The 24,500-nt window shown below is 55.8% G+C and carries 17 protein-coding genes; 14 read left to right on the forward strand and 3 right to left on the reverse strand.

All coding sequences use genetic code 11. The features are described 5' to 3' along the window. Positions 1 to 63: 63 nt before the first annotated feature. The 12 genes from E1757_RS14900 to E1757_RS14955 all read left to right on the forward strand — a co-directional run bounded on the left by E1757_RS14900 (position 64) and on the right by E1757_RS14955 (position 19,156). Positions 64 to 441, forward strand: a complete 378-nt coding sequence (locus tag E1757_RS14900; protein WP_133229387.1) for a phage tail assembly protein — start codon at positions 64 to 66, stop codon at positions 439 to 441. Between the two features lie 20 nt (positions 442 to 461). After that, entirely contained in the window at positions 462 to 635 is a 174-nt protein-coding gene (locus tag E1757_RS37070) for a DUF6760 family protein (RefSeq protein ID WP_342774570.1), read from the forward strand. Between the two features lie 8 nt (positions 636 to 643). After that, the gene (locus tag E1757_RS14910) at positions 644 to 1,090 is read left to right on the forward strand and encodes a phage tail protein (RefSeq protein WP_133229389.1); all 447 of its coding nucleotides are present in this window, start codon (positions 644 to 646) and stop codon (positions 1,088 to 1,090) included. Between the two features lie 19 nt (positions 1,091 to 1,109). After that, positions 1,110 to 6,365, forward strand: a complete 5,256-nt coding sequence (locus E1757_RS14915) for a hypothetical protein (RefSeq protein WP_133229391.1) — start codon at positions 1,110 to 1,112, stop codon at positions 6,363 to 6,365. 227 nt (positions 6,366 to 6,592) lie between these two features. Further along, complete coding sequence (locus tag E1757_RS14920; protein ID WP_133229393.1) at positions 6,593 to 7,219, forward strand: CIS tube protein; 627 nt, start codon at positions 6,593 to 6,595, stop codon at positions 7,217 to 7,219. Positions 7,220 to 7,223: 4 nt separating this feature from the next. Further along, positions 7,224 to 8,315: a phage late control D family protein gene (locus tag E1757_RS14925; protein WP_246079208.1), complete on the forward strand. Its 1,092-nt coding sequence runs from the start codon at positions 7,224 to 7,226 to the stop codon at positions 8,313 to 8,315. Beyond that, complete coding sequence (locus E1757_RS14930) at positions 8,312 to 9,037, forward strand: phage baseplate assembly protein V (RefSeq protein WP_246079209.1); 726 nt, start codon at positions 8,312 to 8,314, stop codon at positions 9,035 to 9,037. Before E1757_RS14925 ends, E1757_RS14930 begins: the two co-directional genes overlap by 4 nt. 31 nt (positions 9,038 to 9,068) lie before the next feature. Further along, positions 9,069 to 9,470: a GPW/gp25 family protein gene (locus E1757_RS14935; protein WP_133229395.1), complete on the forward strand. Its 402-nt coding sequence runs from the start codon at positions 9,069 to 9,071 to the stop codon at positions 9,468 to 9,470. A gap of 365 nt (positions 9,471 to 9,835) precedes the next feature. Beyond that, positions 9,836 to 12,922 carry a baseplate J/gp47 family protein gene (locus E1757_RS14940; RefSeq protein ID WP_133229397.1) on the forward strand — a complete coding sequence of 1,029 codons (3,087 nt, stop codon included), beginning with the start codon at positions 9,836 to 9,838 and terminating at the stop codon, positions 12,920 to 12,922. A gap of 130 nt (positions 12,923 to 13,052) precedes the next feature. After that, entirely contained in the window at positions 13,053 to 15,293 is a 2,241-nt protein-coding gene (locus tag E1757_RS14945; RefSeq protein ID WP_133229399.1) for a putative baseplate assembly protein, read from the forward strand. A gap of 141 nt (positions 15,294 to 15,434) precedes the next feature. After that, positions 15,435 to 17,453 carry a phage tail protein gene (locus E1757_RS14950; RefSeq protein ID WP_165972126.1) on the forward strand — a complete coding sequence of 673 codons (2,019 nt, stop codon included), beginning with the start codon at positions 15,435 to 15,437 and terminating at the stop codon, positions 17,451 to 17,453. Positions 17,454 to 17,503: 50 nt separating this feature from the next. Then, the gene (locus E1757_RS14955; RefSeq protein ID WP_133229403.1) at positions 17,504 to 19,156 is read left to right on the forward strand and encodes a hypothetical protein; all 1,653 of its coding nucleotides are present in this window, start codon (positions 17,504 to 17,506) and stop codon (positions 19,154 to 19,156) included. 344 nt (positions 19,157 to 19,500) lie between these two features. On the opposite strand, the gene E1757_RS14960 is transcribed toward E1757_RS14955, so the two are convergent. Together E1757_RS14960 and E1757_RS14965 are read right to left on the reverse strand one after the other, a co-directional pair. Continuing rightward, a complete protein-coding gene (locus tag E1757_RS14960) occupies positions 19,501 to 20,199 on the reverse strand; it encodes a zinc dependent phospholipase C family protein (RefSeq protein ID WP_133229405.1) in 699 nt (232 codons plus the stop codon). Between the two features lie 191 nt (positions 20,200 to 20,390). After that, positions 20,391 to 20,726, reverse strand: coding sequence for a cupin domain-containing protein (locus E1757_RS14965; RefSeq protein WP_133229407.1), 336 nt, complete (start codon positions 20,724 to 20,726; stop codon positions 20,391 to 20,393). Between the two features lie 355 nt (positions 20,727 to 21,081). On the opposite strand from E1757_RS14965, the gene E1757_RS14970 reads away from it, so the two are divergent. Both E1757_RS14970 and E1757_RS14975 read left to right on the forward strand, forming a co-directional pair. Then, on the forward strand, positions 21,082 to 21,558 hold the full coding sequence (locus E1757_RS14970; RefSeq protein ID WP_133229409.1) for a hypothetical protein: 477 nt from the start codon (positions 21,082 to 21,084) through the stop codon (positions 21,556 to 21,558). Between the two features lie 69 nt (positions 21,559 to 21,627). Beyond that, entirely contained in the window at positions 21,628 to 22,326 is a 699-nt protein-coding gene (locus tag E1757_RS14975; RefSeq protein WP_133229411.1) for an AIM24 family protein, read from the forward strand. Positions 22,327 to 22,658: 332 nt separating this feature from the next. On the opposite strand, the gene E1757_RS14980 is transcribed toward E1757_RS14975, so the two are convergent. After that, a complete protein-coding gene (locus tag E1757_RS14980; RefSeq protein ID WP_133229413.1) occupies positions 22,659 to 24,476 on the reverse strand; it encodes an MORN repeat-containing protein in 1,818 nt (605 codons plus the stop codon). Between the last annotated feature and the right edge of the window lie 24 nt (positions 24,477 to 24,500).

Consider the following 24,500-nt stretch of genomic DNA (forward strand, 5'->3'; position numbering starts at 1 on the left):
GAAGCCGTTTCGCATGGATGCGGTGGAGGCATAACGAAAAAAAGATTTTAGGAGGGTGCGCGAGTGGCTTTTAAAACGGAATACGAATTTGAGCTTCCCAGAGGCTATGTCGACGATAACGGCACATTGCACAAAAGGGGCATTATGCGGCTGGCGACGGCGGCAGACGAAATTTTACCGATGCGCGATCAGCGGGTACAGCAAAATCCGGGTTATTTGACGATTATACTTTTGACCCGCGTCATTACGACGCTTGGCGAATTGAGAGCGATCGACACCCGTGTCATCGAGAAATTGTTTACGGCGGACTTGGCGTTTTTGCAAAATTTTTACCGGGAGATCAACGAAATGGAAGTGCCGAAGGTTCACACCGCATGTCCGAAGTGCGAGCATGAATTCGAGGTCGATGTATCTTTTATCGCAGGGATGGAGGAGGCATAGCGGGTTATCCCATTGACAAGATTTACGAGGAGGCCGGGTTTATCGCTTATTACTTTCACTGGCCGCATGATGAAATCATGTCGATGGAGCACCGGGAGCGGCGGAAGTGGTGCGAGGAAATTTCGCGGATTAACCGCAGCATGAACGAGGACAAGCCCAAAGATAACCCGTTTGACGTATTTAATAAGAGGTGAGCAAGCAGATGAGCATTCCGTCTAAAACATACGATGTCAGTGCTGCGTTTCGATTTGTGGTGGAGCTGGACGGGTTGTTGGTCGGCGGCTTTTCGGAGGTGACCGGGCTTCAGGCAGAGACGGAAGTGATGGAATACAGCGAGGGCGGCGTGAACGATTACGTTCATTACTTGCCGAAGCAGACCAAATACCAGCGCATCGTGCTGAAGCGGGGAATCACTCAGGCAAGCGAGCTGTGGGATTGGTATGAAGGAGTCATCGGCGGCAAAATAAAGCGGAAAAGCGGCTCCGTCATTTTAAATAACCCGGCGGGAAAAGAGATTTGCCGGTGGAATTTTTTTGAGTCGTACCCGGTTAAATGGATCGGTCCGAAAATGGATGCCGCCAGCACGGGCGTCGCCATTGAAACGATCGAAATTGTGCATAACGGATTGAAGACGATTTTCAAGAAATAATCGGGCAGGGGGGGCATTCATGAAATCACGGCAAACGTATAACCCCCGGAAACAAGCCCGGAAAGCAAAGGATGCTTCTGCCCGACCTGAAGCTCGAAAGAGTAAAGTTCAAGCCGAAGAGGACAATAATTCCACGGTTAAAACAGCCGGACCGGATGCGGGCGGCGGTGCGCTGCTCAGACGGCGGTTCGCGGACGGGATAATCGGTAAATACGGTTTTGCGCGGAGCGACTATTTAGGGCGCTTGTCGCTCACCTTCCGTGAGCGGGAAGCGGCTCGGGCGGGAGTCCGGGGCAATCGAGACACCGAATGGCGTTCGATCGTCGCCCGGCTCCAGCAGCAGTTGGATCAGCTGCAGCGCTCGGGTGCGCAGCATACCGTCACGTATCGGGAGACGGTGCATCGGCTCGAGCGGTGGATTCGCCAATATGGCGGTGAGCCGGAGGAACGGATGCGTCCGCGCTATCGAGCCGAAGCCGCTTATATGGAAGCCGGCAGTCATGGCACGCTTGCGCAGCGTAAGCAATTGAACGAGACTACGGCGGATAGCGTGCTGCCCGGACAAACGATAAAACCTGTGCAAGGGCGGCGCATTCTCAGTCAGGATCAAGAACCGGAGCGGGCCTATGAACAGCGGTCGATTCATGGAGAGCTGCAGCCGCAAGGCCCGATGCAAGAACCTGCACAGCAGAAGCAGCGGGGGTACGGCGAGGATCGGACATCAGAACAGCCGCAGCCGGAGAAAAGGCGAGGCCGGCCCAGGAAGCAGCCGCAAAGCGAAGAACCGGTGCAGAGGCAAGCTAGGGGTCCGGAGCAAGGACAGGCCTGGAGTCAGGAACAAGCTCAAATTCGGAATCAACAAGATCAGAACCTGGATCGGGATCAAGGATCGGTTCCAAGACAAAAGCGAGTGCAGGATCATGAGCGCGATCATCAACAAGGAAGTCCGGCACAAGCTCAAGAGCAAGGGCAAAAACAGGGACGAGGGCGTAAGCGGGAGTCCGAACAAGCGCGGGGCGCGGAGAACAATCGCCGTCCCATGCAAAGTCAGATGCCGGACAAGGCTCCGGTAAATGAGCAAGCAAAGGAAATAAAGGTTAAGGACGTAAACGATGAACGGGTTAAAGGAATATTGCGGTGGCCCTTAAATCCGGAAGACGGCCGACCGATGGTACGGCATCGCAGCGGGCAATTGAGTCCTGGCGGACAAACAACCGCAGAGACAGCGCTCGTCCATGCAGGGATCAAGTCGGCACGCGGGGGTATCGCAGCGGGCGTTTTACGATGGGAGTCAAGCCGAGTTGACGATAGCGGGCAGGATACATCCGTTCGTTTCGCAACGGGACGAATAAATTGGCGCCCTGTACCTTCTTCCTTCCCAAACAACAACCGGCTTCCCGCATTGCGTCGGCGCACAGCCGATGGCGATGAAATGTCTCAACTCGCCGGAGAGGCGTTAAATGACTCCGGGCAGTCAGCAGTCGGACGAAGGCCAACGGCATTGATAAAGCACCAGCATCGTGCGGGAAAGGTTGGGATCAACCAGCAGCCATGGGAGGAAAGCCGCGCTTTCCGGGGCGGGCCGCTTTCAGGACAACACGGGTTGATCCCGTCGAACCGGCTTGCATATAGCAAACTAGGGATTGCGCGCTTGCCGGACCGGGATGGACGCGTGGGCAAGCGGTCATTGTCAAATCGCCGTTCCAAAGACGGCGCCTATGGCGGGCAAGCGGCTATTCTTGAACAGAGGCCGATGTTTACGGGCTTGCGGAAGCCGGCGGTCGTCGGAGCGGATTGGCAAATTCGCCGGCAGCACGGAAATGAACCCGGACAACCGGGGAATAGAGCCCGGAGGCTCGCATACAACGGTAGCGGCGCCAAGGAAGAGCAGAACAGGTCCGGGATGTTGGATCCGAATGATGGCATCGTACCTAAGCGGCACGAACCGCTCTTATCCGGGACTTATCGCGACTTATGGATTGAACGCCGGACAGAAGCCCGGAGACGGACAACCTTCCGCGGCAATCAAGCTTATTTTGGGATGAAGGCTGCCCCCGGGATGCGCGCAGCGCAAGCGGCAGAAGCTGTGCGACCGAGGATACCGCAAGGCACCGAAGGAAGCGGCTTGATTCAACGGAACGCAGCAGGCGCTGAGCGGCCGACGGATAACGATCCGACAAGAGCGCTGTACATGGCCGTTATTGGCGAAAGCAGCGGCTCAAGCGCCGGGTCGCCAACGGCGTATCGCTTAGCAGACGATGCGGCAGTACTGAGGCTGCCTAAGCGAGGCGGGACGAGTCCGGGAGCGGGTCTCCTCCGCCTGCTGTCGGAGGAAGGCGTGGCTCCCGCAGGGTCCGGTTTGGCGCTGATGCTGCATCGGACATGGCAGCATGATGCAGCATCGGCAAATCGGCCGCAGAGCATGCTGCGGCCGGATGAAGGCGGCAGCGGCGCAAACGCTGCCGGAGACGGCATCGTCCGGCGGCGTAAAGCGGCCGGACGGCGGGAAACGCAGCCCCGGTGGGACGAGGGGCTGCACAAGCGGCAAGCGGCTGCACAGCGACCGCAGCCGCTTGCCCGGGCGGAACAGGCGCTGCTGCGGCGCCTGCCGGCAGGACTGCCGGCCATGGAGCGCTCGCGCTTTGCGGCGGAGCGGATTTCGGCCGGCACGGCACTGCAGCGGGCCGGGCATCGAGCCGGCCCGGCTGTTCAACGCAGCGCTTCGGCTGCCGGATTTGAGCGGCCCGCTGCGGGTGCAGCCAGCCTTGTGCGGCGCACAGCCCCATCAGCCGAAGCGGGTCGTTACGGCCTGCATGGCGATGGCGCTTCGTTCAATCCGGCCTCCGCGCTGCGTGATTGGAACAGGCAGTCGGCCCGGTCGATAAAGACAGCTGCAGATGCAAGCGAGCCATTACGCCGGCAGAGGCCGACGTCCCCGATGGCAGGCAGTAACTTAACCGCATTCGGTTGGGCTGGACGGACGTCACCGATTTCCGAGAAGGCCCCGTATCCGATGTCGTTCGGGAATGCGGCGCGAATTGTACAGCGGTTTATCGGACAGCCGGCCCCGCTGTATACGGGCTCTGTCTTCCGGACAAGCGTCCTTATGGAAGGAAGTCAGGCGCAGCAACGCGACGTATGGTTCGCCGATCGTCCGGGAGCATCTCGTGCGTCAGCCGGCGTTGAACCGACGGGAAGTATCGCTGCGGCGCAGATAATGATTAATCGGGCGGCATTATCCGATAACCGCCCATCGTTCGCCGGGAGCCGGTTTGCGGGCTCCACATCGGCCACATGGAGAGATACAGGCGGCCGTCCTGTCAGTCGCTCCGTTGAGCTTAGTGCCAATGGACTTGGAAGCTTGATAAGCCGATCAGCGGCTTTGCCTGCAATACGAACGACCAACGGCCCATTGTCCGTATCCGGCCGGCGAGCGTCAGCTGCCTCTGACGCCGGGGGGGATGCAGCGGCATTATCGGCTGCGCGGCAATCGGTCGGTCCGGGATCAAAATCGCCGATAACCGGAACCTTCGGGGGCGGCGGTCGGATGGCAAACGTGACATCACGTGCTGGATATGACATAGGCGGATTGAATGTCCCCACATCGGCTATTATTTTGCCGAAACGGCTTGGTTGGACCCGCGAGCAGTTGGGCTCGAATGGAGCCGCATTGCGGACGCTCTCACGGGTTGCACGGGCTGCACTACCAGAGGTATCACAGCGAGCCTTGGGGGTAACATTGACCGGGGCTTCGCCGCGAGCGCGGCTGCTGCGATCGCCGCCGGCGATTGCGCATCGAAACGAGGCGCTGCCAGTGGCGACGCCTACGGCAGCAGCGCATCAGCAGCAGCCGACATCGCCGTCATCGGTATTGCGGCGATCCGGCCAATCGGCGGCGCCGGCGGCAATGACAAGGCAAGCGCAGCCGCAGTCATCGCCGTCATCGGTATTGCGACGATCCGACCAATCGGCGGCGCCGGCGGCAATGACAAGGCAAGTGCAGCCGCAGTCATCGCCGTCATCGGTGTTGCGGCGATCCGGCCAATCGGCGCCGGCGGCAATGACAAGGCAAGCGCAGCCGCAGTCATCGCCGTCATCGGTGTTGCGGCGATCCGACCAATCGGCAGCGCCGGCGGCAATGGCAAGGCAAGCGCAGCAGCCGACATCGCCATTATCGGTGTTGCGACGATCCGAACAATCGGCGGCGCCGGCGGCAATGGCAAGGCAAGCACAGCAGCCGACATCACCGTCATCGGTACTGCGGCGATCCAACCAATCGGCGGCGCCATCGGCAATGGCAAGGCAAGCGCAGCAGCCGACATCACCGTCATCGGTGCTGCGGCGATCCGAACAATCGGCAGCACCATCAATTACAAGGCAAGCACAGCAGTTGCCAGCATCATCTGCGGCACTGCAGCGGACGCAGCGGTTAGCCTCGACACCGATGGATTCGCCGCTTGCAGGTACCCTCGTGCAGAAGGGACGGGCACTGTACGGAGGGGGCAACATTGCACTGCGAAGAAACGACGGACTTGCGAAAACTCCGGGACATATCGCCGCAATGCCGGTTTTGACGGCTTCGGTGACCGGCAGTACCACGCCGCTTTCCCGTAAGCCGATGGTGCTGCAGGCTGCCGGGACGGGTGAAGCAGGTCCAGGCGGCCGGACAGGCTTGCGCGCGGCATTGCACTGGCAGGCGGAGCAGGCACGCATGGACCGCCTGCGGCAGTCCGCGGCCGGCGCAGCGGCGGCTCCCGCTTTGCCGCTGCAGCGGAGCGCCACGGGCTCCCCGCTGCGGCTTACGGCGGCGAGCCTGGCTCCTGCCGCCGGATCAACCATCGCGGCCCGCACGGCAGGCCGCGCCGCTCCCGTAGCGGCGGAACGCGCTGCGAGCCTCCTTGCCGCGGGCAGCGCCTCGCGGCAGCCGGCAGAGGGCCCGTTGGACCCGGGCCCCGGCTTGCTCCAACGGCAGGCCGCTCAGCCGTCGCCGCTGCTCGAGCACAAACTGCTGCCCGAAGCAGGCAGGGACGGCTACGAAGACGAGACGCTGTCGCCGAGCATGGACGTGCTGAGGACGCATCGGACGCCCGAGGAACGTCTTGCACAGCCTCAGTCCATGACGGAACAGCCGATCCAGCCAAATGAGCTGAGCAAAGAGCAGATCAAGGAACTGATCAAGCAAATTCCGCAGCTTGATGTGAACAAAATCGCCGATAAGGTCGCCCGTGAGCTGGAGCGGCGGATGCGGTTCGAACGTCAGCGGCGGGGCATGTAAGCCTGAGGGAACGGATGAGGTACCGCATAATCGCCTGTTCGTGCGAAGGCTGTGCTTCGCCGGGATGAGAGTACAAGCTTTTTCACCACAAGCTTTGCACAGGGAAGCATCCATATTTCAAGCGGCATTTCAACAAGAGGGGAATCCTGTGTACACTGCAGCGGACGAAGAAGCTGCTTACCGCGGCATCGCCGTGTGATAAATCGCGAAGGAGAGGTGAACCGCCGATGGCACTCAAAAAAGCAATGATCATCGTAGATAAAGGGAGCAGCAAAGAAACGGTCGAAGTGCTGTTTAACCCGAACGAATACTCGCTCGATACGAGCAACAGCTATTCCTGGGACAACGTTCCCGGTCTTTCGATGCCGATCGGCCAATTTGTCAGCGGCGGTACGACTTCGTTGTCGATGGACATTTTTTTCGATACGTATGAGAAAGGCACGGACGTCCGTGAGTATACCCGGAAAATTTCCGGGCTGCTCGATGTGGATAAAGATTTGCACGCCCCGCCGATTTGCCGGTTTGTATGGGGTTCGCTTGATTTCAAAGGCGTTGTGCAGAAGGTCAACCAGCGCTTTACGATGTTTCTCGATTCGGGGATTCCGGTGCGCGCGACCTTGAAGGTGACGTTTCTCTCTTGGTACAGCAAGACGGAGCAGCTGCAGCAAATTCCCCGTCAATCCGCCGACCGTACGAAGCAGAAGCTCTTGAAGCAAGGGGAGCAGCTATGGATGATTGCCTCCCATGAATACGAGGACCCGGGGCTGTGGCGGGAAATTGCCGATGCCAACGGGATCGATAACCCGCTGAAATTGCAGTCAGGACGCAGAATAACCGTGCCAAGGCTGGAGTGATTGTATGGCAGAGCTGAAGCTTGATTCCGCCTCGTTTACGATGGGCGATTTGGAAACGAAATACAAACTCTTTTTTGCGCCGAGCTTTGAAATTGCGGTTGACGGGAGCAAAATCCCGGATGCCGTCGCCATTTCCGAAATCCGCGTCGAGAACAGCTTGCAGGGCGTCGCCGATTCGTTCTCGTTTCGGGTGACCAATGCGTTCGATATCGTCAAACGCGATTTTTTATGGGATAACATCTTTTCTTTGGGCAAAGCCATCGACATTAAGCTCGGATACGTCGACAAGCTGACGCCGGTGTTTCAAGGATACATTACATCTGTGACCGCCGAGTTTACGGAGGACGGCACCCCCAGCCTGATCGTTCGGGGAATGGACGCTTCTTATTTAATGATGAAAGGCGCCAAGTCCAAGTCGTGGGCAAAAAAAAAGTATAGCGATATCGTGACCGAGATCGCTCAGGCGCACGGACTTAAAGTGCAGGTGGACGCAACAACTATGCAATATGAAACCGTGTCGCAAAATCAGATCGACGACTATCATTTTATTCAATATTTGGCCGATCTGGTCAATTACGATTTCTTTTTAGTAGGCAAGACGCTGCATTTCCGCAAGCCGCTGACGGAGATGACGCCGGTCGTTACGCTGGACTGGGGCACTACGCTGCGAAATCTATCGATCGATATGAACATTGCCGAGCAGATTACGGGAGTGACCGTACGGGGATGGGACAATAAAGAATTGAAAGTCATAGAAAGCAAAGCCACTACGGTAACGAAGCTGGGCTCGAATTCGAAGACCGGCAAAGACATTATGAAAGCTCAGGGCGATTATATCGAGCATGTGTATACGAATATCGACTCCGTGTCGGAGGCGAAATCGCATGCCGAGGCCCTTTTTAATAAACGTTCGATGAAGCTGATCAGCGGTCAGGGGGAAAGTGTGGGCATTCCCGAAATCCGCTCCGGCCGCTACTTGAAACTGGACGGTGTCGGCAAACGGCTGAATCAGCCTTACTATATTATAGCGGTAACCCATATTTTGGACGAAGGCGGTTATGTGACCCGATTCCAGCTGGGAGGCAATGCGGTATGATGAATTACCCTGATTATATGCTGCGAGGGATGTCGGAGCCCGTATTTCCGAAAATCGACGGTGTCATGGTCGCGGTCGTGACGAACAATAAAGATCCCGAAGGGCTTGCCCGGGTCAAGCTGAAGCTGCCTCTGCGCGAGGCGGAAACAGAGACCGATTGGGTGCGGATCGCTACCTTAATGGCCGGCAAAGACCGGGGCAGTCTGTTTATCCCGGAGGTCGGGGATGAAGTGCTGGTCGCTTTCCATTTGGGCGAAATACGCCAGCCATTCGTGATCGGCACGCTTTGGAGCAAGACGCAGCCGTCGCCCAAAGGCAACGATAAAAACAATCTTCGCAAATTCAAGTCGCGTGCCGGACATGAGCTGGAATTTGACGATGACGATGCGGACGCGAAGGTTACGATCAAGACAAAGAAGGGCCAGACGATTGTTTTTTCGGACAAGCAGGATACGATCGATATTCATGAGCAGAGCGGCAACAATGCAATACAGATCAAAGGCGCTTCGGCCAATGAAATTACGATCAAAAGCAGTACGTCGGTCATCAAGCTGAACGCCACGGGCGATGTCAGCATCGAAAGCTCCAAGGCTATAACGTTAAAATCGACGCAGGTCCAGATCGAAGCCTCCGCGACGATGGCCTTGAAGGCGGGCGCCTCGCTCGATATTAAGTCGGACGGAATCATAACGATGAAGGGCAGCATGGTCAAAATTAATTGATGCCGGGAAAACGGCGGAGGGGGATCAACGCATGTCGGAAGCTTTTCTCGGAAGGGGCTGGAAATTTCCGATACAAGTCGACAAGGCGACGGGACGTATACGCATGTCGGAATATGAGGAGGATATCGCCGAGGCGATCCGAATCATTCTCGGCACCTCCCATGGCGAACGCGCAATGCGCCCGAATTTTGGCTGCGAGGTGAACGAGTTTGTGTTCGGACAGACGGACGACACAACGCTTCGATTGTTGGAAAGCAGTATCAAAGAGGCGATCCGGGCCTGGGAGCCCCGGGTGCACGAGGTCGATGTCACCGCTGTCCCCGACCGGCAGGAGCATGGCAGAGTCAATATCGGAATCCGTTATTTGGTGCGGACGACGAATAACTTGTTCAATCAGGTATACCCGTTCTATATTCACGAAGGCTCGAACTAAATGGGATAGCTCTAAAAGTCAGGCGAATAATCTTGACTGCGCAGCAGGCAGTTATTCATCGGACTCCTAAAAGTCCGGTGAACTATTTAAGTTGAACCAAAGAACATCCGAGATAAACCTAATGAAATGGAAAAAGGGAATGGTCTTGCAGGCGAGTTTTGGCTTTGAGTTTTTTCTAGCCGGAGGCCTATAAGATCAAGGAAACTCAAAACAAGATGCCTGAAGCTGCAAGACTATCCCTTTTGGAATGCAATGGACACGCTTTATTGGTTCAACTTATATAGTAATGCGGTGAAAAAATTTCATTATTTCGTAAAAGGGACGAGGCACGATCATGACAATGCGGACAGAGAGGGGGTGGATGCATGCAGCCTCCCAAAATTGATTCAAACGGGATTCAGGATCTGATTGCCCGGATGAAGGAAATGGCGCCATATTATACGCCCGAATGGCGCTTCTCGCCGGAGGACCCGGATCCGGGCACGGCGCTGTTTCTGCTGTTTGCCGAAATGTTCCAGGAGAACGTAAAGCGGCTCAACCGGGTGCCGATGAAAAATTTTATCGCCTTCATGAATTTGCTGGACGTTATTCTGCTTCCTGCCCGTCCGGCCAGCGCTTTCTTGACGTTCCGGCTGAATGCGGGCATGGCCGATCCGATTATGCTTCCGGCCGGAACGCGGGCGTCGGCCGCAGCGGCTGACGGCGACGTGCTGTTTGAAACCGAGCGTGCGCTGCTGTTAACGCCGGCGATGCTTACGGCAGCCTATTTATCGAGTCAAAAACACGACATGATCGTGCGGATACCGGAATCGTTTACTGCTGCATCCAACGCGGGAACGGCTTCCCCGACCGCTCTGTTCGAACTGCGTGAAGCGGATAATTTGCAGGAGCATGCGTTGTTTTTGGAGCACGGGCAGTTGTTTCTGCTGCAGGAGACGGCAAGCATCGAGTTGGAGATCGGCCACTCGCTGCGCAAGCATGATGAAACTTCGCTTGGCCGCCAACTGGCCGATTCGCGACAGGTGGAATGGCTGTATGCTGCGGCTGACGGATGGAAGCTGTTTGACCGCGTGGAGTTGAAGGGGGATCGGCTGCTGCTGCTGAAATCGCAGGCGGGCGAGCTGGTGGAAAGCGAAGTCGACGGCCATGCGGGCCGCTGGATCCAATGCCGGATGAAGCGGGGCGCGCAGCACAGCGGCCTTCCGACATTGGCCGACCAGCAGCTGGAGCTGGATCGTATCGCGGTAAAAACCGATTACGCGGACAGCTTGGATCATGGCGGCATTTCACCCGATGTGATGTTTTATAACGATGTGCAGGCGGACCCGGACGGCTTTTATCCGTTCGGCGATTTGTTCGCGCCATACGGAACATTTTATATAGCCAGCCGTGAGGCGTTAAGCAAGCTGGACGGGTTCATCACCCTATCCTTCGGGCTGAAGGCCATTCCGAACCGGTTCCAACCGGAGACCGTACAGCCGGTGGACTGGAAATTGATTATGAAAAAGTCCAAGTTCGACAAGCGTGACGTACCGCTTGTTTCCGTTGCCGAGGTGCTGTGGGAATATTGGAACGGCAGTACATGGGCCCGGCTCAATACCGGTAAAGAAGCGGAGCGGCTGTTTTATCATCCGGGAGAAGAGCTCAAGCGAATGGAGGTTACCTTCCGCTGTCCGCAAAATTTGCAGGAGGTATACGTCAATTCGCAATTGAGCTACTGGATTCGGGTTCGCATTCTGCATATCGAAAATATGTATGCGGCAGAGCCGGTCTATTTATCCCCATGGATGGAGGATGTGAAGCTGACCTATCGGTATGTCGATCGGAACTATTCGCTTCGGCGCTGTCTGACCTTAAACAACACCGCATTTGTCGACAGAACCGCACAAAGCCGCGGACATGGCGAAGCCTTTGCGCCTTTTACCCATTTGGAGAGCGATTGTCCGAGCCTGTATGTAAGCTTTAACGCTCCGCCCGTCAAAGGGCCGATCTCCATGTACGTGTCCGTGCAGCAGCAACGGCTGACCGAAGACGATATTCCGTTATTGGAATGGCAGTATTTGAGAACGGGTTACGGCCACGGAGGCAGTTCTGCTGAATGGTCGCCTCTCAAAGTTATTGACGATACGAACGGGCTAACGCGCAGCGGGACGGTTCAGTTTGCCGGCCCGGCTGATTTTGCTCATGCGCGGCGATTCGGGACGGAAGGCTATTGGGTGCGCATCGTGAACCGAGACGGCAAGTATGACGACCGCACCGGCGCCTATGCGCTGCCTGTTGTGAACGGTATGTATATCAATACGGTTGCTGCGCTTCAGCAGGAAACGGTTGTCGGTGAATATCCGGACCCGCGGCCCGGGGATATCGTTTCCGAGTTTCAGTTGAGTCGTATGCCGGTCGTATCGGAAACGGTTTGGGTGGATGAAACGGGTGTGATGACGGAGGAGGAAGTGCTGCGGCATGCGGAACAAGGAACGCTGGATATGGATGTCGTCCGCGACTCAGAAGGCCACATTCAGCGACTGTGGGTGAAATGGCTCCCTGTCGGACATTTGGCCGATTCCGGAGATAAAGATAGACATTACACAATAGACCGTGTGTATGGGCGCATCGGCTTCGGCGACGGCATTCATGGTATGGTTCCGCCCAAAGGCGGTCTGGAACAGATTAAAGTCCATTATAAAGTGACACGCGGCCGAGCGGGCAACGTAGAGGCCGGACATATCGTTCAATTGCAAAATACGATCGCTTTTGTGGAAGGAGTGGCCAATCCGGAGGCAGCGGCCGGCGGATGCGATGCTGAGCACCAAGAATCGGCCCTGCGCCGCGGTCCGTGGCAGCTGAAGCATCGGGGGCGCGCCGTTACCGCCGAGGATTTCGAGTGGCTGGCGCGTGAGGCGTATCCGAACATTGCACGTGTGAAGTGCCTCGCCAATTACAATGCTCTTGTTAAACCGGATATCGGCTGTATTACACTCGTCATTTTGCCGCAGGAGGGCGTCGGCGGCTTGGCCGCTTTCTCCGAGCTGAAAAAGCAGGTGGAGAAATACATCCTGCAGCGCGCATCCAATCTGGTCGCTTTGCCGGAACGCATTCAAGTCATTCAGCCGGCCTTCCTCGAAGTGTCCGTCATCGCGAATGTCGCCGTACAGGGGCTGGAGGCTGTTGTTCCTACGGAATTGGAGGCAATTGAGAAGCTGCAGAGGTTTCTTGATCCGCTAAACGGCAATTACGACGGAACCGGCTGGCAAATTGGCCAGGAGATTCATATGTCGATGTTTTACTCGCTGCTGAAATCGATTCGTTCCATCAACCATGTCGAGAAGCTGTATATGACCGTTGAGAAAGTTGAGGATGGCGTCCGTACCGAGCTTGACGTGAATCGCCTCGAGCCGCTGCTGCATGGCATCGTCATCAGCGGCAGCCATAAGGTGATCGTCAATGCGATATAGACGGTAAACAGCATATACCCGCAATTGCCGGCGGACGGCACAAGCTAAAAGGTTGTCCAAGCAATCAGACGGCTGTCTTCGGCCGGAAAGCCGCAAATCGGCGAAACGTGTGATAAGGAGGTGAAGTCCGATGCTGCCTGTTCCGAATTTAGACGACCGTTATTTTGAACAGATTGTCCAGGAAGCGCGCAAGGCGATACCGAAGCTGATGCCCCAGTGGACCGATGAAAACGCGCATGATCCCGGGATTACGCTGGTTGAGCTGATGTCATGGATGACTGAAGTGCAGCAATATTATTTGAACCGGATTACGGAGAAAAATGAACGCAAGTTTCTCAAGCTGCTGGGCATCCGGTTGCGGGAAGCGGAGTCCGCTATAGCGGAGGTCGCCTTTACCGGCATTACCCGGCAGAAGGCGCTGCCCAAAGGAACGAAGCTGATGGCGATGGACCAGCCTTTTGAAACGGCGGAGACGGTACAGCTGATTCCGGCCCGGCTGGAAAAGATCATCGTCCGCACCGATGCGGCGGCAAGCGATTACACCTCCTCGAACCATAACGCCGGCATTGCCTACTACGCGTTCGGGAACGAAGCGAAAAGCGGCAGCAAGCTGTATATCGGCTTCGATCAGGCGCTTCCGCAGCATACGGATATTTCGTTGGCTTGCAAGCTGTTCGACGATTATCCGGTCCGCGTAGGACGAGCGGCAACCGGAACGACCCGGCTTACTTCATCCGCACAGGTGTCCTGGAAATATTTTGGCGCCGGGGAGGGAGAGAGTTGGCTTCCGGTGGAGCTCGTCAGCGATACAACAGTGCAGCTGTCGCAGAGCGGAAGGCTCGTGTTTCGCATCCCCGCGTCCATGCAGCCGATGCTCGTTCATCCCGCGAATGACCGGAGACGCTATTGGATTTGCTGCACGCTGGAGCGGGAAGGCTACGAGCTGTCTCCCAAAATCGAGCAGCTGCATATAAACGCCGTAACCGCAGTACAGCGGGAAACCTGGAGCGAAGCGTTCGTCTTCCCAAGCTCGGGAGAGGCCGGCATGCGGTTGGAAATCGCGGCGAGCTTGCCGTTTTATGGGTTAACGACGGTGCAAGTTCGAAACGATGACGGCGATTGGCACGATTGGGTGCCGGTTATGGGATTGTCAAGCTGCGGCCCGCAGGACCGCTGCTACGAGCTGCATAGGGATTCGGCAAGCTACACCGTCACGCTTGTATTCGGAGACGGAATTCACGGCCAAATTCCGGCAGCAGGCGAGCAGCGCGTCAGGTTGATTGCCCATGCAGCCGAATTTGAACTGGACCGTTGGATCGGCCGCAGCAACGGGCTGCCGAATCAGGAGTTCGAGGTAGAGCGTTTGCGCAGCTGTCTGAGCGAAGGGCTGCAGCTGCAGGTCGGACGGCCCGTCCCCGGCAATGCGGAGCTCATATGGGAAGATTGGACAAAAGTCGATGACTTCGACCATTCAGGCTCCGAGGAACGGCATTATGTGCTGGATGTCGCTAACGGTATCATCCGGTTCGGCAATAACGAAGAAGGGCTCGTCCCTTTTGCGGCGGATACCGACAATGTGCGGATCATTGCGCTGCAAACGGGCGGAGGCCTCAGGGGCAATGTGAAGGACGGGCTTATATCCGAGCTCGTGACGAATGATCCGGAGCTGCTGGCCGCGCAGGTGACCAATCCGTTTCCGGCTGCGGGAGGAGCCGAGCGGGAATCACTGGAGGAGGCCAAGCTCCGCGTAAGAAAAGAACTGCATACGCCTTACCGCGCCGTGACCGGCGAAGATTATGAGGCGATTGCCCGCTCGACGCCGGGAGTTCGCGTCGCCCGCGTAAAGGCGATCCCCCTTTACCGTCCGGGGATGAAGGATGAGCCGCATAGCAAAGCGCCCGCCCAAATGACGGTCGTGGTCGTCCCGTACAGCGAAGCGGCACAGCCCAGGGCGAGCGATGGCTTTTTGCAGACGGTTCGCGAGCATCTCCAGCTTCACCGGCTGCTGACAACGGAGCTGCATGTCATTCCCGCGGAGTACATTAAAATTACGGTGCACGCCGTAGTTGTCATGGAGCCGCATATGAAGGGGGAGACAAGGCGGATCGTTCGCGAGCTTGAAAGGCTGCTGCATCCGCTCGATCAAGGGAACGGAGCGCAAGGATGGGCGTTCGGACGCGCCGTGTATAAGGGCGACATTTATGGTGCGATCAGCCGGATCAAAGGCGTCGTCTACGTACAGGATCTATGGATCGATTATGAGGGAGCCGAGGCCCGTAAAGACGCCAGCGGCGACATTATGATCCCGCCTTACGGCTTGGTCATGTCCGGCGAGCATGAAATTGAATTAATTAGCAAGACGGATATTTAATGTGATGAACCATAGAGCCGGGAGGCCGGCAGGGATAAGGGGGTGATCACCGTGCAGGAGCCTTTCCAATTTTTCTCCTTTAATAAACGGTTGGACTGGGACAAAGGAAGCCTCTATAATCTTCGGATAATGGAGGGAGGCATGGCCATTCATCAAACCGAGAAATACGCCGTGTACAAGGTAGTTCGTTCCGCGGACATGAACGGGCCCGAAGAGGTGATGGATTTTACGGTCGGGCAGGGCGGCAAGCTGATCGTATTGGATGGCGAAGCGGCCGTCTGGTCCTACGATGCGGAAAATCGCCACACGGAGCTGCTGCTCGGCAGAAACCACCAGTTGTTTACCGGGGATGGGCTGCTGGCCGCAAGAGGTGATACGCTGTTTGTAGCTGATCCGGTCAGCGAGCGTCGCGTGGCGGCCTACTCCGTCTCGAACAGCCAGCTGCTGTGGGCGGTGGAAGCCTGGAAAGATCGCCCGTTGTATCCGTTGGCCGTTGCGGCTGACTCGCACAAACATCTGTATACGGTCATTCCGCTGGATATAATTATTGGAATGAATGGAAAAGAAGAGGTTCCGGAAGGAGGGAGGATCGGGCTTGTGCAGTGGGATGCGTCGGGCGAAGCGGTTCGCATATTCCAGCACGACTCATTCAGGCTCGACGAACGGGCGAATGCGGAGCAGCTGCGCAGGAGATTTTATACAGCGGTATCCGAAAAGGGCGGGGTCCATTTGTTCGATGCCGAGCGCAGGCGGTATATCGCGTTTGACGGCGAAGGAGCGGTTACGGCCCAATTCGGTATCGATCCGGAGGGGACGTACGCCGGGCTTTCCATTGATACGAATAATTATATTTATATCGGAGACAGCCGGCATATCGGAGCGGACGAAGAGGACGAGCGGTTTATTTTGAAGCTCGGGTCGCAAGGCGGCATCGAGACCAGAGTGCCGGGCTATCGCGGGCGCACCGATAAGCTTCTGACGGATTCAAGAAACCGGATGTACGTATTGAACGGCGAAACGGCGGAAATTACGCTGCTGGAGCTGCAGCAGCGAACACTGGAGCTGGAGCATACCAGGCTGCCCGAGGGAATTTATTTATCGGCGGCGCTGGATACGACGGCTGCGGAGACCGAATGGCATCGTTTCCGGCTGGACGCGCAAATTCCCGAGGAGACGCAGGTCCGTATTTCCTATTACGCTTCGGACCGGAAGGAGCTGCTGCTTCACGGGGAGTACGTCGATTTCAGCCAATATTTGACCGATCCCGGCATACCGCTTGCAGACAAGCTGGGAGCGACCCGGGAGCTGTGGTCGGAGCCGATCGTCAATCCCCGGGATGCGCTGCTGATGAACGCACGGGGCAGGTATTTATGGTTCAAGCTGGACGTAGTGGGCAGCGAACGGCAGTCGCCGGTGCTGCATAAGCTGCGAATTTATTTTCCGAGACAATCGCTGTTGGCCTACTTGCCCCCCATATACCAGGAGATGCAGGACGATAGCCGGTTTCTGGAACGGTTTTTATCGTTGTTCGGCACGTTCTTTCAGGATATGGAGGAGCAAATCGATCATATTTCCCGATATTTCGATCCCGATGCCGTTCATGGTCATTATCTGGAATGGCTCGGCACGTGGCTGGCCGTCTCCGAGGACGAATCGTGGGGCGAAGCCAAGCTGCGTCAATTGATCAAGCAAGCGCCGGAGCTTTACAAGCTGCGCGGCACCCGCCAAGGCTTGTCGCGGATGCTCCGTCTTTATACCGGCTCGGAGCCTTATATCATCGAATATTTTCAAATGAAGCAAATGCAGGAAAGATCCGAGCTCAAAGAGCTGCTTTCCCATCTGTATGGCGACAACCCGTATGTCTTTTGCGTCATGCTGCCGCAGGAATGCATTCAAACCGATAAACAGCGGTTGATTATCGAGTCGATCATTAACGATCAGAAGCCGGCGTTTACCGACGGCAAGCTGACGCTGCTGCAGCCGTGGATGTACATGGATATGCATACGTATCTGGGAATCAACACGTATTTGTCGGAGCCGACGCTGCTTACTTTGGACCAACGCTCGTCGATGCCATACAATACGGTGCTGATCGATGTCGAGCGGGATAAACGGATGGATATTCATACGCGGCTCGGGCTGGATTCGGAACTAGAATAATCGCGACGTTGGAGAATATGAATCAAAGTAAAGGAAGGCGAGGGATTTCGATGAAAAAAACACGCTATTATCCGTTTGAACGAAACCGTTATTTTTACGGCAAGCTGCTGACTGTCCGCGATTTTGAGTCGGAGCAAAAATATTTTAACGACAAGCGTCGGATGATGAACCGGCTGCTGCATGGCGTAGGGGTCATTACGGGACTGCAGGTAATCGCCGTCGACGATAAATCGGTTTCGGTGGAGATGGGGGCGGCGATCGATGCGCTGGGGCGGGAAATTATCGTTTCCTCGCCGGTTACCCTGAAGCTGTCCATGATGGACGGCTTTACGAATAATGAATACGCGAAAAACGTATACCTTTGTATCGCCTATGATGAAAAAGGCAAGGAACCGGTCCATTCCGTAGCGAACGCTGCCGTCCGCTCCGATGAGATCAGCGAATACAACCGCGTGCTTGAAAGCTACCGGCTGTTTATCCGCGAGGAAGCGCCCGACCCGTCCTTGTTCGCGCTGGATAGCGTGATGGAGCAGACGAGCGTACTGTATCAGGATTCGCAGGTCCGCGTGCTGCAAACGACGCCCCGCTACGTCAATCCGGGCCAATTGTTCGAAATGATTCTGAAAGTGGAAAAAACGCTTCAGGCCCCTAAGGTGGTTTTGCAATGCGAGGCGGCCGGAGATCAGGTGGAGCCGGAAGACAGCTCGCCGGTGACGTTCAGCGAGCCGCAGGACCGGCAGGAAACGGAATATGAAATCAAGGTGCCGCTGCGGGCCGGGCGTGTGTCCAAAGGCAAAAGCAGAGTCGGCATCAGGCGGGATACCGCGGTGCTGCGCATCGGCGACAAGCAGGTCAGTCTGTCTGCGGCGAGCATGAACGAACTGAGCATCATCAGCGGCTCCGTGCAGGAGCAGTGGCTGGACGATTATGTTAACCGTTCCTTGGAGGATTCCCTGGAGTCTCCTTCCGAGCCGTGCATTTATTTGGCCAAAATCAACCTGCTGCAGATGGGTCCGACCTATATTATCGAGAAGGTGGAGCCGGTTCCGTTCGGAGAGTATGTGTACAACGCTACCGCCCTGCATAAGCTGGGACTCCATGAAGGAACATCCTCTTCGGCAGCCGGTCCTATCGTAACGAAATCGACGGTAAGAAGCGTCCCGGCCGATCGCGAGCCCGAACTGACGGTGACCTACAACCGGAACGACAACGAGCTTTCGTTCGACCTCGGTTTGCCGGAAGTACGGACAGGCGAAGAGCTGAGGACAGGCGTTGTCGATATCCCGGTCTCTTCTTTCAATAAATTCGCCGTCTCGCCATTCGGAAAAGGCGGCAAAAGCTATGTCTCTGCCGAAATCGAGCACGGCTTTGGCGCGGGGAATACGTATATCGTAACCGGTCTCGAGGAAGTATCCGACGATTACATTTCCGATATTCTCAGCAACAGCGAGCGCGTATACTACGGCGCCGCAGACGTGTTTAAGGGCAGTGAATATGAGCAGCACGGGCCCGATGTGAAAATCGGCACGATCGTGTACCCGCGCAAAGGAACTTTCCGCATCGGGGTGCGGCTGCAGCAGCCGACGGAAGCGACGAATATCCGGGTTCGATGGTGGGCGTACCAAAAGCCGTCCGAAGCGGAAGACGCCGGCGCGAGCGTCGAGCATTCTGTGTTGGAGGCGGCCATCGGCAGGGAGGAATAACTTTGTCGTCGGCTTGCAGTCTGCTTTCGAAAATGGTTAGGCCAAACGATAGAAATTTCGAAAATCGGAATTGATCTAAACCTTCTCATGTGCCTGCAGCTAGATAATAAGCCATTCTGAAGAGGGGCTTTCCATTGGCAGAAATGCCGATCATGGGAAGGCCCTCTCTTTTTCGAATTGATTCGCGCCTTTTACGAAAACATTCGAGGATGGCTTCCGAAATTCCAAGCGAGATAACAACATTGTCATACTCCCTCCCCAACATCGCGCGAGCGTCATGTATGTACGGGATACCTGCTTGCAAAACCGGGTTCTTGCGATATACCGGAAGGGACGGTGAAGCGTCATTTCCGCGCGTTCCGAATTCCTCTGCCATCGTCGTCCTGCCCGGCTGCCGGGCATCGACGATCCCAGTCGGCCAGCAGCTCTTTGACGCGGGGCGCCGTCTTAAGGATGAACGATTCTGCGATAGCATTGGTAATGTAAGCGGGTTCTACGCGCGGTTCCTCGCACAGCAGGTCGAACCAATGGATCGTCCTTAGCCGCCAGAAGTTGACCTCATCTGCAGAAAGAAAAGGAGCAAACGCGAATACAGGGGTGGATATGAGCTTTTCCCATACACGAGGCGTCCATAGCTTTGTTTTATAAAGCGTAAAGTCGATCTGGTCCGTGTCTTTATAATAAGTCCGCCTGATTTCCTGTTCCGGAACCCCGTCGCGCTCCGCCGTCTCCTTAAATGGTTTGTACACGTCATGAAGCCAAAAGTAATCGGTAAGCAGGTGGGCAAAATACCCGCGCACAAACCATTTCCACTCGCCCGTGTCGTTACGCAACATGTGATCATTGTAAATTTCCTGTACGGATTCGAAAGACTTACCACTGCTTTCAATGCTGAGATGGGTTTGTTTTTTATGCTCCCGGGTAGTGCCTTTTCGCATATGAATGGCGTCGGGCGCAATGCTTCCGAGTAAAAATGAGGCCGGGACGTCTTCGTCGTCAACATAGTTTACTGCTACATGAAAATGAATCATTGGCAATGGCATGAATGCTTCACCTCGTCATTATAATTAAGCAAAACCGGCGCTGCACGGGGTTAACGATTAATCCTGTGTACCGTTAATAGGCTTGAGTATTTTATTTTCCTCTATTTATGATCGCAAAACGCACTCGCCCATACAATGACGGCATGCTGACGGTTAACTGTGAGCCGGATGACATACATTTAGAGTGCTTGTCATAAAACAACCCGGTCATTATTCGCATTGGGCAATGAAATAACGAGAAACTCGAGGTCAAAACTGCTTTTATTAAATACTTGATGCAACTGCAAGGGGGCGATTTCGATGCCTTCATGCTGTTGAAGAATATGCTCAACGCCTTCAATCTCCATGTGCATAATTCCGGATAAAATAAAGAAGAATTGACGGGCTTTATGATGAAAATGCCTGACTTCGCTAGTGCCGGGAGGCATTCGCTCATGGATAATACTTTGCTTTTCATCGTTGACAAGCCGCCATCCGTCGCATTGCGTTCCCCAAGTATAATGCTCCGCATTCGCTCTACTGATCATTTTACTCCCGCCTTTACATGAATTATAGGGATCTTGGAATATCGTGCGGATAATTTTTCTTCACTTCCGATACAGCTTTGGAGGAGCGATATTTTAACGCAGCAAGAACATGTTCCGGGCAGGTCGGATAGGAGCCGTTCATTGCGATCATCTCCGTTCATTAATAGGTATATGATCTTTTTTCTGGTAAACCTATCATAGCTTATACTGGAAAAAATTACATCTTTTGTTTCGGATGACGGACCGTTCCAGGCCGTTGAAATAAAGGCTGCATAAACCGTATACCGAAGCTGTAGCTTCCCGGCGAATTACAAGGTAAAATATAAATAAATGTCGAAATGCGGGGGGAGAACGGATGGAGGGGAGCAGGCTGAACCGGAAACGGACGAGATCGCGTTATGGACAGGCTCTATTGGGGATTATTTTGGCGGTGGCGCTGCTTCAGCCGTCTTCCACTGCAGAGGCCGGACTGTGGGATCGGATGCAGGATATTTATCAGCTGCCGGAGCAAATGAACACGCTGCAAAAGGAGTACGATGCGGCCAGGCAGCAATTGGACGAGCAGAGGGACAAGCTGAGCGAAGCGGTCCGGCAGTCCGCGCAAATGCAGGAGCGGCTGCTGGCCCAAAATCAACAGCTGCAGCAGCAGAACGAAGCGCTGCAGCTGAGACTTCGGATCATGGAGCAAACCGCTGCAGACAAGGCCGCGAGTACGCGGAAAATGACGACGATCGCCGTCACGGCGGTCATTTTGGTGGCAGGGTACTTTTTAGCCGGCCGTTTCATCCGGGTTACCGTATGGAAGCGGCGCAAACGCGAGCTGCGGCGGTAAGCTCCAGTTCCCAAACCATACCCATACCATAAGCATGCAGCCGGAGATTAGAGAGGGAGCGTGGAGCGTATGGAAATTACTTACGAGCAGGCCGGACAAATAACAAGGCTGGCTGTACTGGCCTTGGGTGCGGAGGAGTCGGTGCATGTCCTGCATCCGAATCAGATTGTCGCCTTCCAGGGCGAGCCCTCCCTGCGGGAAGATTCGCTGATGAAGCTGTCGGGCATGTACAGGAAGAAGCGCATGCTCCAATCGCGCATCCGCGGTCCGGCTCGCTTCATGCTGGGATTGCCGGAAGGCTATTGCTTGGGAACGGTTGACATACAAGCGGAGGACGATCTGCTGTTCGAATTCCGCCACGTCCTGTTTTATACGGAAGGCATGAGCTTCCGGACGCATGTGCAAACCGTTCGCAATGCCATCATGACGCGCGATTTGATTAAAATGCGGTTTCAAGGCCCGGGGACGCTCGGTCTGCTGACGGCAGGCCCCATATATCCGGTCGAACTCGATCCCGAGCAGCCGCTTTATGTCGATGTCGGCTGTCTTGTCGCGTATCCGCAGCATGTCCGTTTAACCCCCTGTGTGTACGGAAATGCCTTGGCGAGCCAATATATGAATTATCACTGGGAGATAAAAGGCTCCGGGACGGTGCTGCTTCAGCCCTGCAAGCCCGACAGACAATTGGATGCCCACATGGAGAGCGACAGTATGATGCGGCGCATATTAAGAGAAGTGATTCCATTCGGCGGCATCTTTATTAAATAAGGCGGCGGAGTGCCGGCCTCAAATGAGAGTGAACTCGTTCAGCTTTGCTGAACATCGGGGAATCAGATGGGGACTCTACCCCACCTGCTTCAAGGCCTACCTTAGAGGTGGGGGTCTTAACCCGATAAAGTCGTAATCGGATAAACAGAACCTTCCCGCCAGCAGGCCGGAAGGTTCTGTTGTTTACTGTAAAGAAAATGTAAATATGCTGCTGCTTTGCACAGCCTTGCCAAACGCGATCGTTCTCGATTGGGGGCGGCAAAGCCTTGTGCCCTTTCGGATGAACCATTGCGCCCGCTTAAAAAAACTGCATGTTACCGATAGCTATAAGATTAAGGCTTGATCGGAATGATTTCCAGCTGCGTTACCGCATTTCCATTGCTGCGATGGGTGAGAGTAAACAGGAAGTCGTCCTTGTAGTAGCTGTTTGTATAGCCTCCGGCAAGCGAGGGCTGCTTAAGCTCGAGAATGTGGTATCCCGCAGCATTCGGTTTGGCCGGATCGGCGAACGTCTCAACAACCGGCTGAATAAGCGACAGCGGCTTGCTTCCCCACAGCGTAACTGTCGTAACGATGGCTTCCTTCGGATTCATCGGGGTCGTTTCCACGTTAAACGACATCTGATAGTTCGGATAGCTCAGCAGCAGCTTGGCGGTTTCCGTATTGGCCGCCAAGGCGGAGGCGTCCGCGCCGGATGCAGGCTGAGCCGTCGACGCTCCGGGCGTGCCTGCTGCGGAAGCGCCCGCAGCAGGCTGGGCGGTCGGCGCCCCGGCAGCGGCAGTCCCGGCAGCGCCAGCTGCGCCAATTCCGGCAGCAGCGTTTGCCGCCCCGGCGGCGAAGCCGCCTGCAGCAGCGGAGCCGCCGCCAGCTGAGCCGGTTGCACCGCCAGCGGCGGCACCATCCGACGTAGCCGGCAGCCCAAGCGGATCGGGTTGGCCCAGCATCGTAACCTCGCCGGGCTTGCCGAGCAGGTCCTCCAGCTTTTTGCTGGATAGCCCGATAAAGCCCTGCAGATGAACGGTGCCGCCTGCGAAGAACGTCTTCAGCAGCGGAGCGCCGTCGGCATCGAACAATGTGCCGACACCGTCGTAGGCGCCATTTTTGAAATCGCCCTTGTAGACGAGCTTGCCTGTCTCATCCATCGCTTCCCCGGCTCCCTGATAAGCGCCGTTCAGGAAGGAACCTTTGTATAATGACGTGCCTTTGGCGCTGAAGGCCGTACCTTCGCCATTGTACATTCCTGCCGCAAAAAAACCTTTATACTTCAATAAGCCGTTGTCGTAAAACTCGGATCCTTCGCCCGAAAACCGGCCGTTTTTAAACTGGCCGTCGTACAGAAGTATCCCTTGGCTCGTAAACAGCTTCCCTGTTCCGTTGTACTCCCCAGCGGCAAACTCTCCCTCGTACAGCAGCGTACCTTTCGCATCGAACAGCTTGCCCGCCCCGCTGTAGCGGCCTGCGTTGAAGGCGCCCTCGTATTGCAGCGCTCCGTTCGGGTAAAACAGTTTGCCTGCGCCGCCGAACAGGCCGTTTTGAAATTCGCCGATGTAGGCTACCTTTTGATCCGGTGCATATAAAGTGCCTTGACCGTTGTACGCATCGCCGACGAACTGGCCTTTGTACAGCAGCCGTCCCTGCTCGTCGTTTAACGTGCCGTTCCCGTTTTTTTGCCCCTTGTCGAACTCGCCCTCATACAGCAAGGCGCCCTGGCTGCCGTACAGCTTCCCTTGTCCGGTGTACAGCCCGTCGGCCAAATCGCCGACATATCGGGAGCTGCGTTGTTCGTCGACGATTTTTGCCTTTCCCGAGAAAGCCGTCGTTTTAGGCGTGTTTTCCTGAAGCACGGGTATACGGCCGAGCCATTTATTTAGCGTCGCGGGCGGTCTAATAAAAATAAAATAGATGAGCACGAGCAGAGCGAGGGAGATAAACAACAGCAGTCGTTTGGAAACGTAATATTGGCCAATCAGCACATAATGACGGAGCGAGGTTTCCCGGGTGCCGAGTATCGCTTTCAGCAATTCCTGGAACTTCTTGATGAGAATGCCGGGAAGCTTTTGCGCTTCGCGCACCGGCTTGAGCAGCTTGGTAATAATGGGGTTTACGACCGGCTTGAAAACCGATTCAAGATTTTTCACTAGGCCATTCATTAACGATTCACTCCCGCTACCGAA

The sequence above is a fragment of the Paenibacillus piri genome (assembly GCF_004354045.1).
GTDB classification, from domain to species: domain Bacteria; phylum Bacillota; class Bacilli; order Paenibacillales; family NBRC-103111; genus Paenibacillus_S; species Paenibacillus_S piri.

Coding starts and splice junctions, on each gene's coding strand:
- E1757_RS14910 (WP_133229389.1), top strand. CDS start 644: ATGAGCATTCCGTCTAAAACATACGATGTCAGTGCTGCGTTTCGATTT.
- E1757_RS14915 (WP_133229391.1), top strand. CDS start 1,110: ATGAAATCACGGCAAACGTATAACCCCCGGAAACAAGCCCGGAAAGCA.
- E1757_RS14920 (WP_133229393.1), top strand. CDS start 6,593: ATGGCACTCAAAAAAGCAATGATCATCGTAGATAAAGGGAGCAGCAAA.
- E1757_RS14925 (WP_246079208.1), top strand. CDS start 7,224: ATGGCAGAGCTGAAGCTTGATTCCGCCTCGTTTACGATGGGCGATTTG.
- E1757_RS14930 (WP_246079209.1), top strand. CDS start 8,312: ATGATGAATTACCCTGATTATATGCTGCGAGGGATGTCGGAGCCCGTA.
- E1757_RS14935 (WP_133229395.1), top strand. CDS start 9,069: ATGTCGGAAGCTTTTCTCGGAAGGGGCTGGAAATTTCCGATACAAGTC.
- E1757_RS14940 (WP_133229397.1), top strand. CDS start 9,836: ATGCAGCCTCCCAAAATTGATTCAAACGGGATTCAGGATCTGATTGCC.
- E1757_RS14945 (WP_133229399.1), top strand. CDS start 13,053: ATGCTGCCTGTTCCGAATTTAGACGACCGTTATTTTGAACAGATTGTC.
- E1757_RS14950 (WP_165972126.1), top strand. CDS start 15,435: ATGGCCATTCATCAAACCGAGAAATACGCCGTGTACAAGGTAGTTCGT.
- E1757_RS14955 (WP_133229403.1), top strand. CDS start 17,504: ATGAAAAAAACACGCTATTATCCGTTTGAACGAAACCGTTATTTTTAC.
- E1757_RS14960 (WP_133229405.1), bottom strand. CDS start 20,199: ATGCCATTGCCAATGATTCATTTTCATGTAGCAGTAAACTATGTTGAC.
- E1757_RS14965 (WP_133229407.1), bottom strand. CDS start 20,726: ATGATCAGTAGAGCGAATGCGGAGCATTATACTTGGGGAACGCAATGC.
- E1757_RS14970 (WP_133229409.1), top strand. CDS start 21,082: ATGGAGGGGAGCAGGCTGAACCGGAAACGGACGAGATCGCGTTATGGA.
- E1757_RS14975 (WP_133229411.1), top strand. CDS start 21,628: ATGGAAATTACTTACGAGCAGGCCGGACAAATAACAAGGCTGGCTGTA.
- E1757_RS14980 (WP_133229413.1), bottom strand. CDS start 24,476: ATGAATGGCCTAGTGAAAAATCTTGAATCGGTTTTCAAGCCGGTCGTA.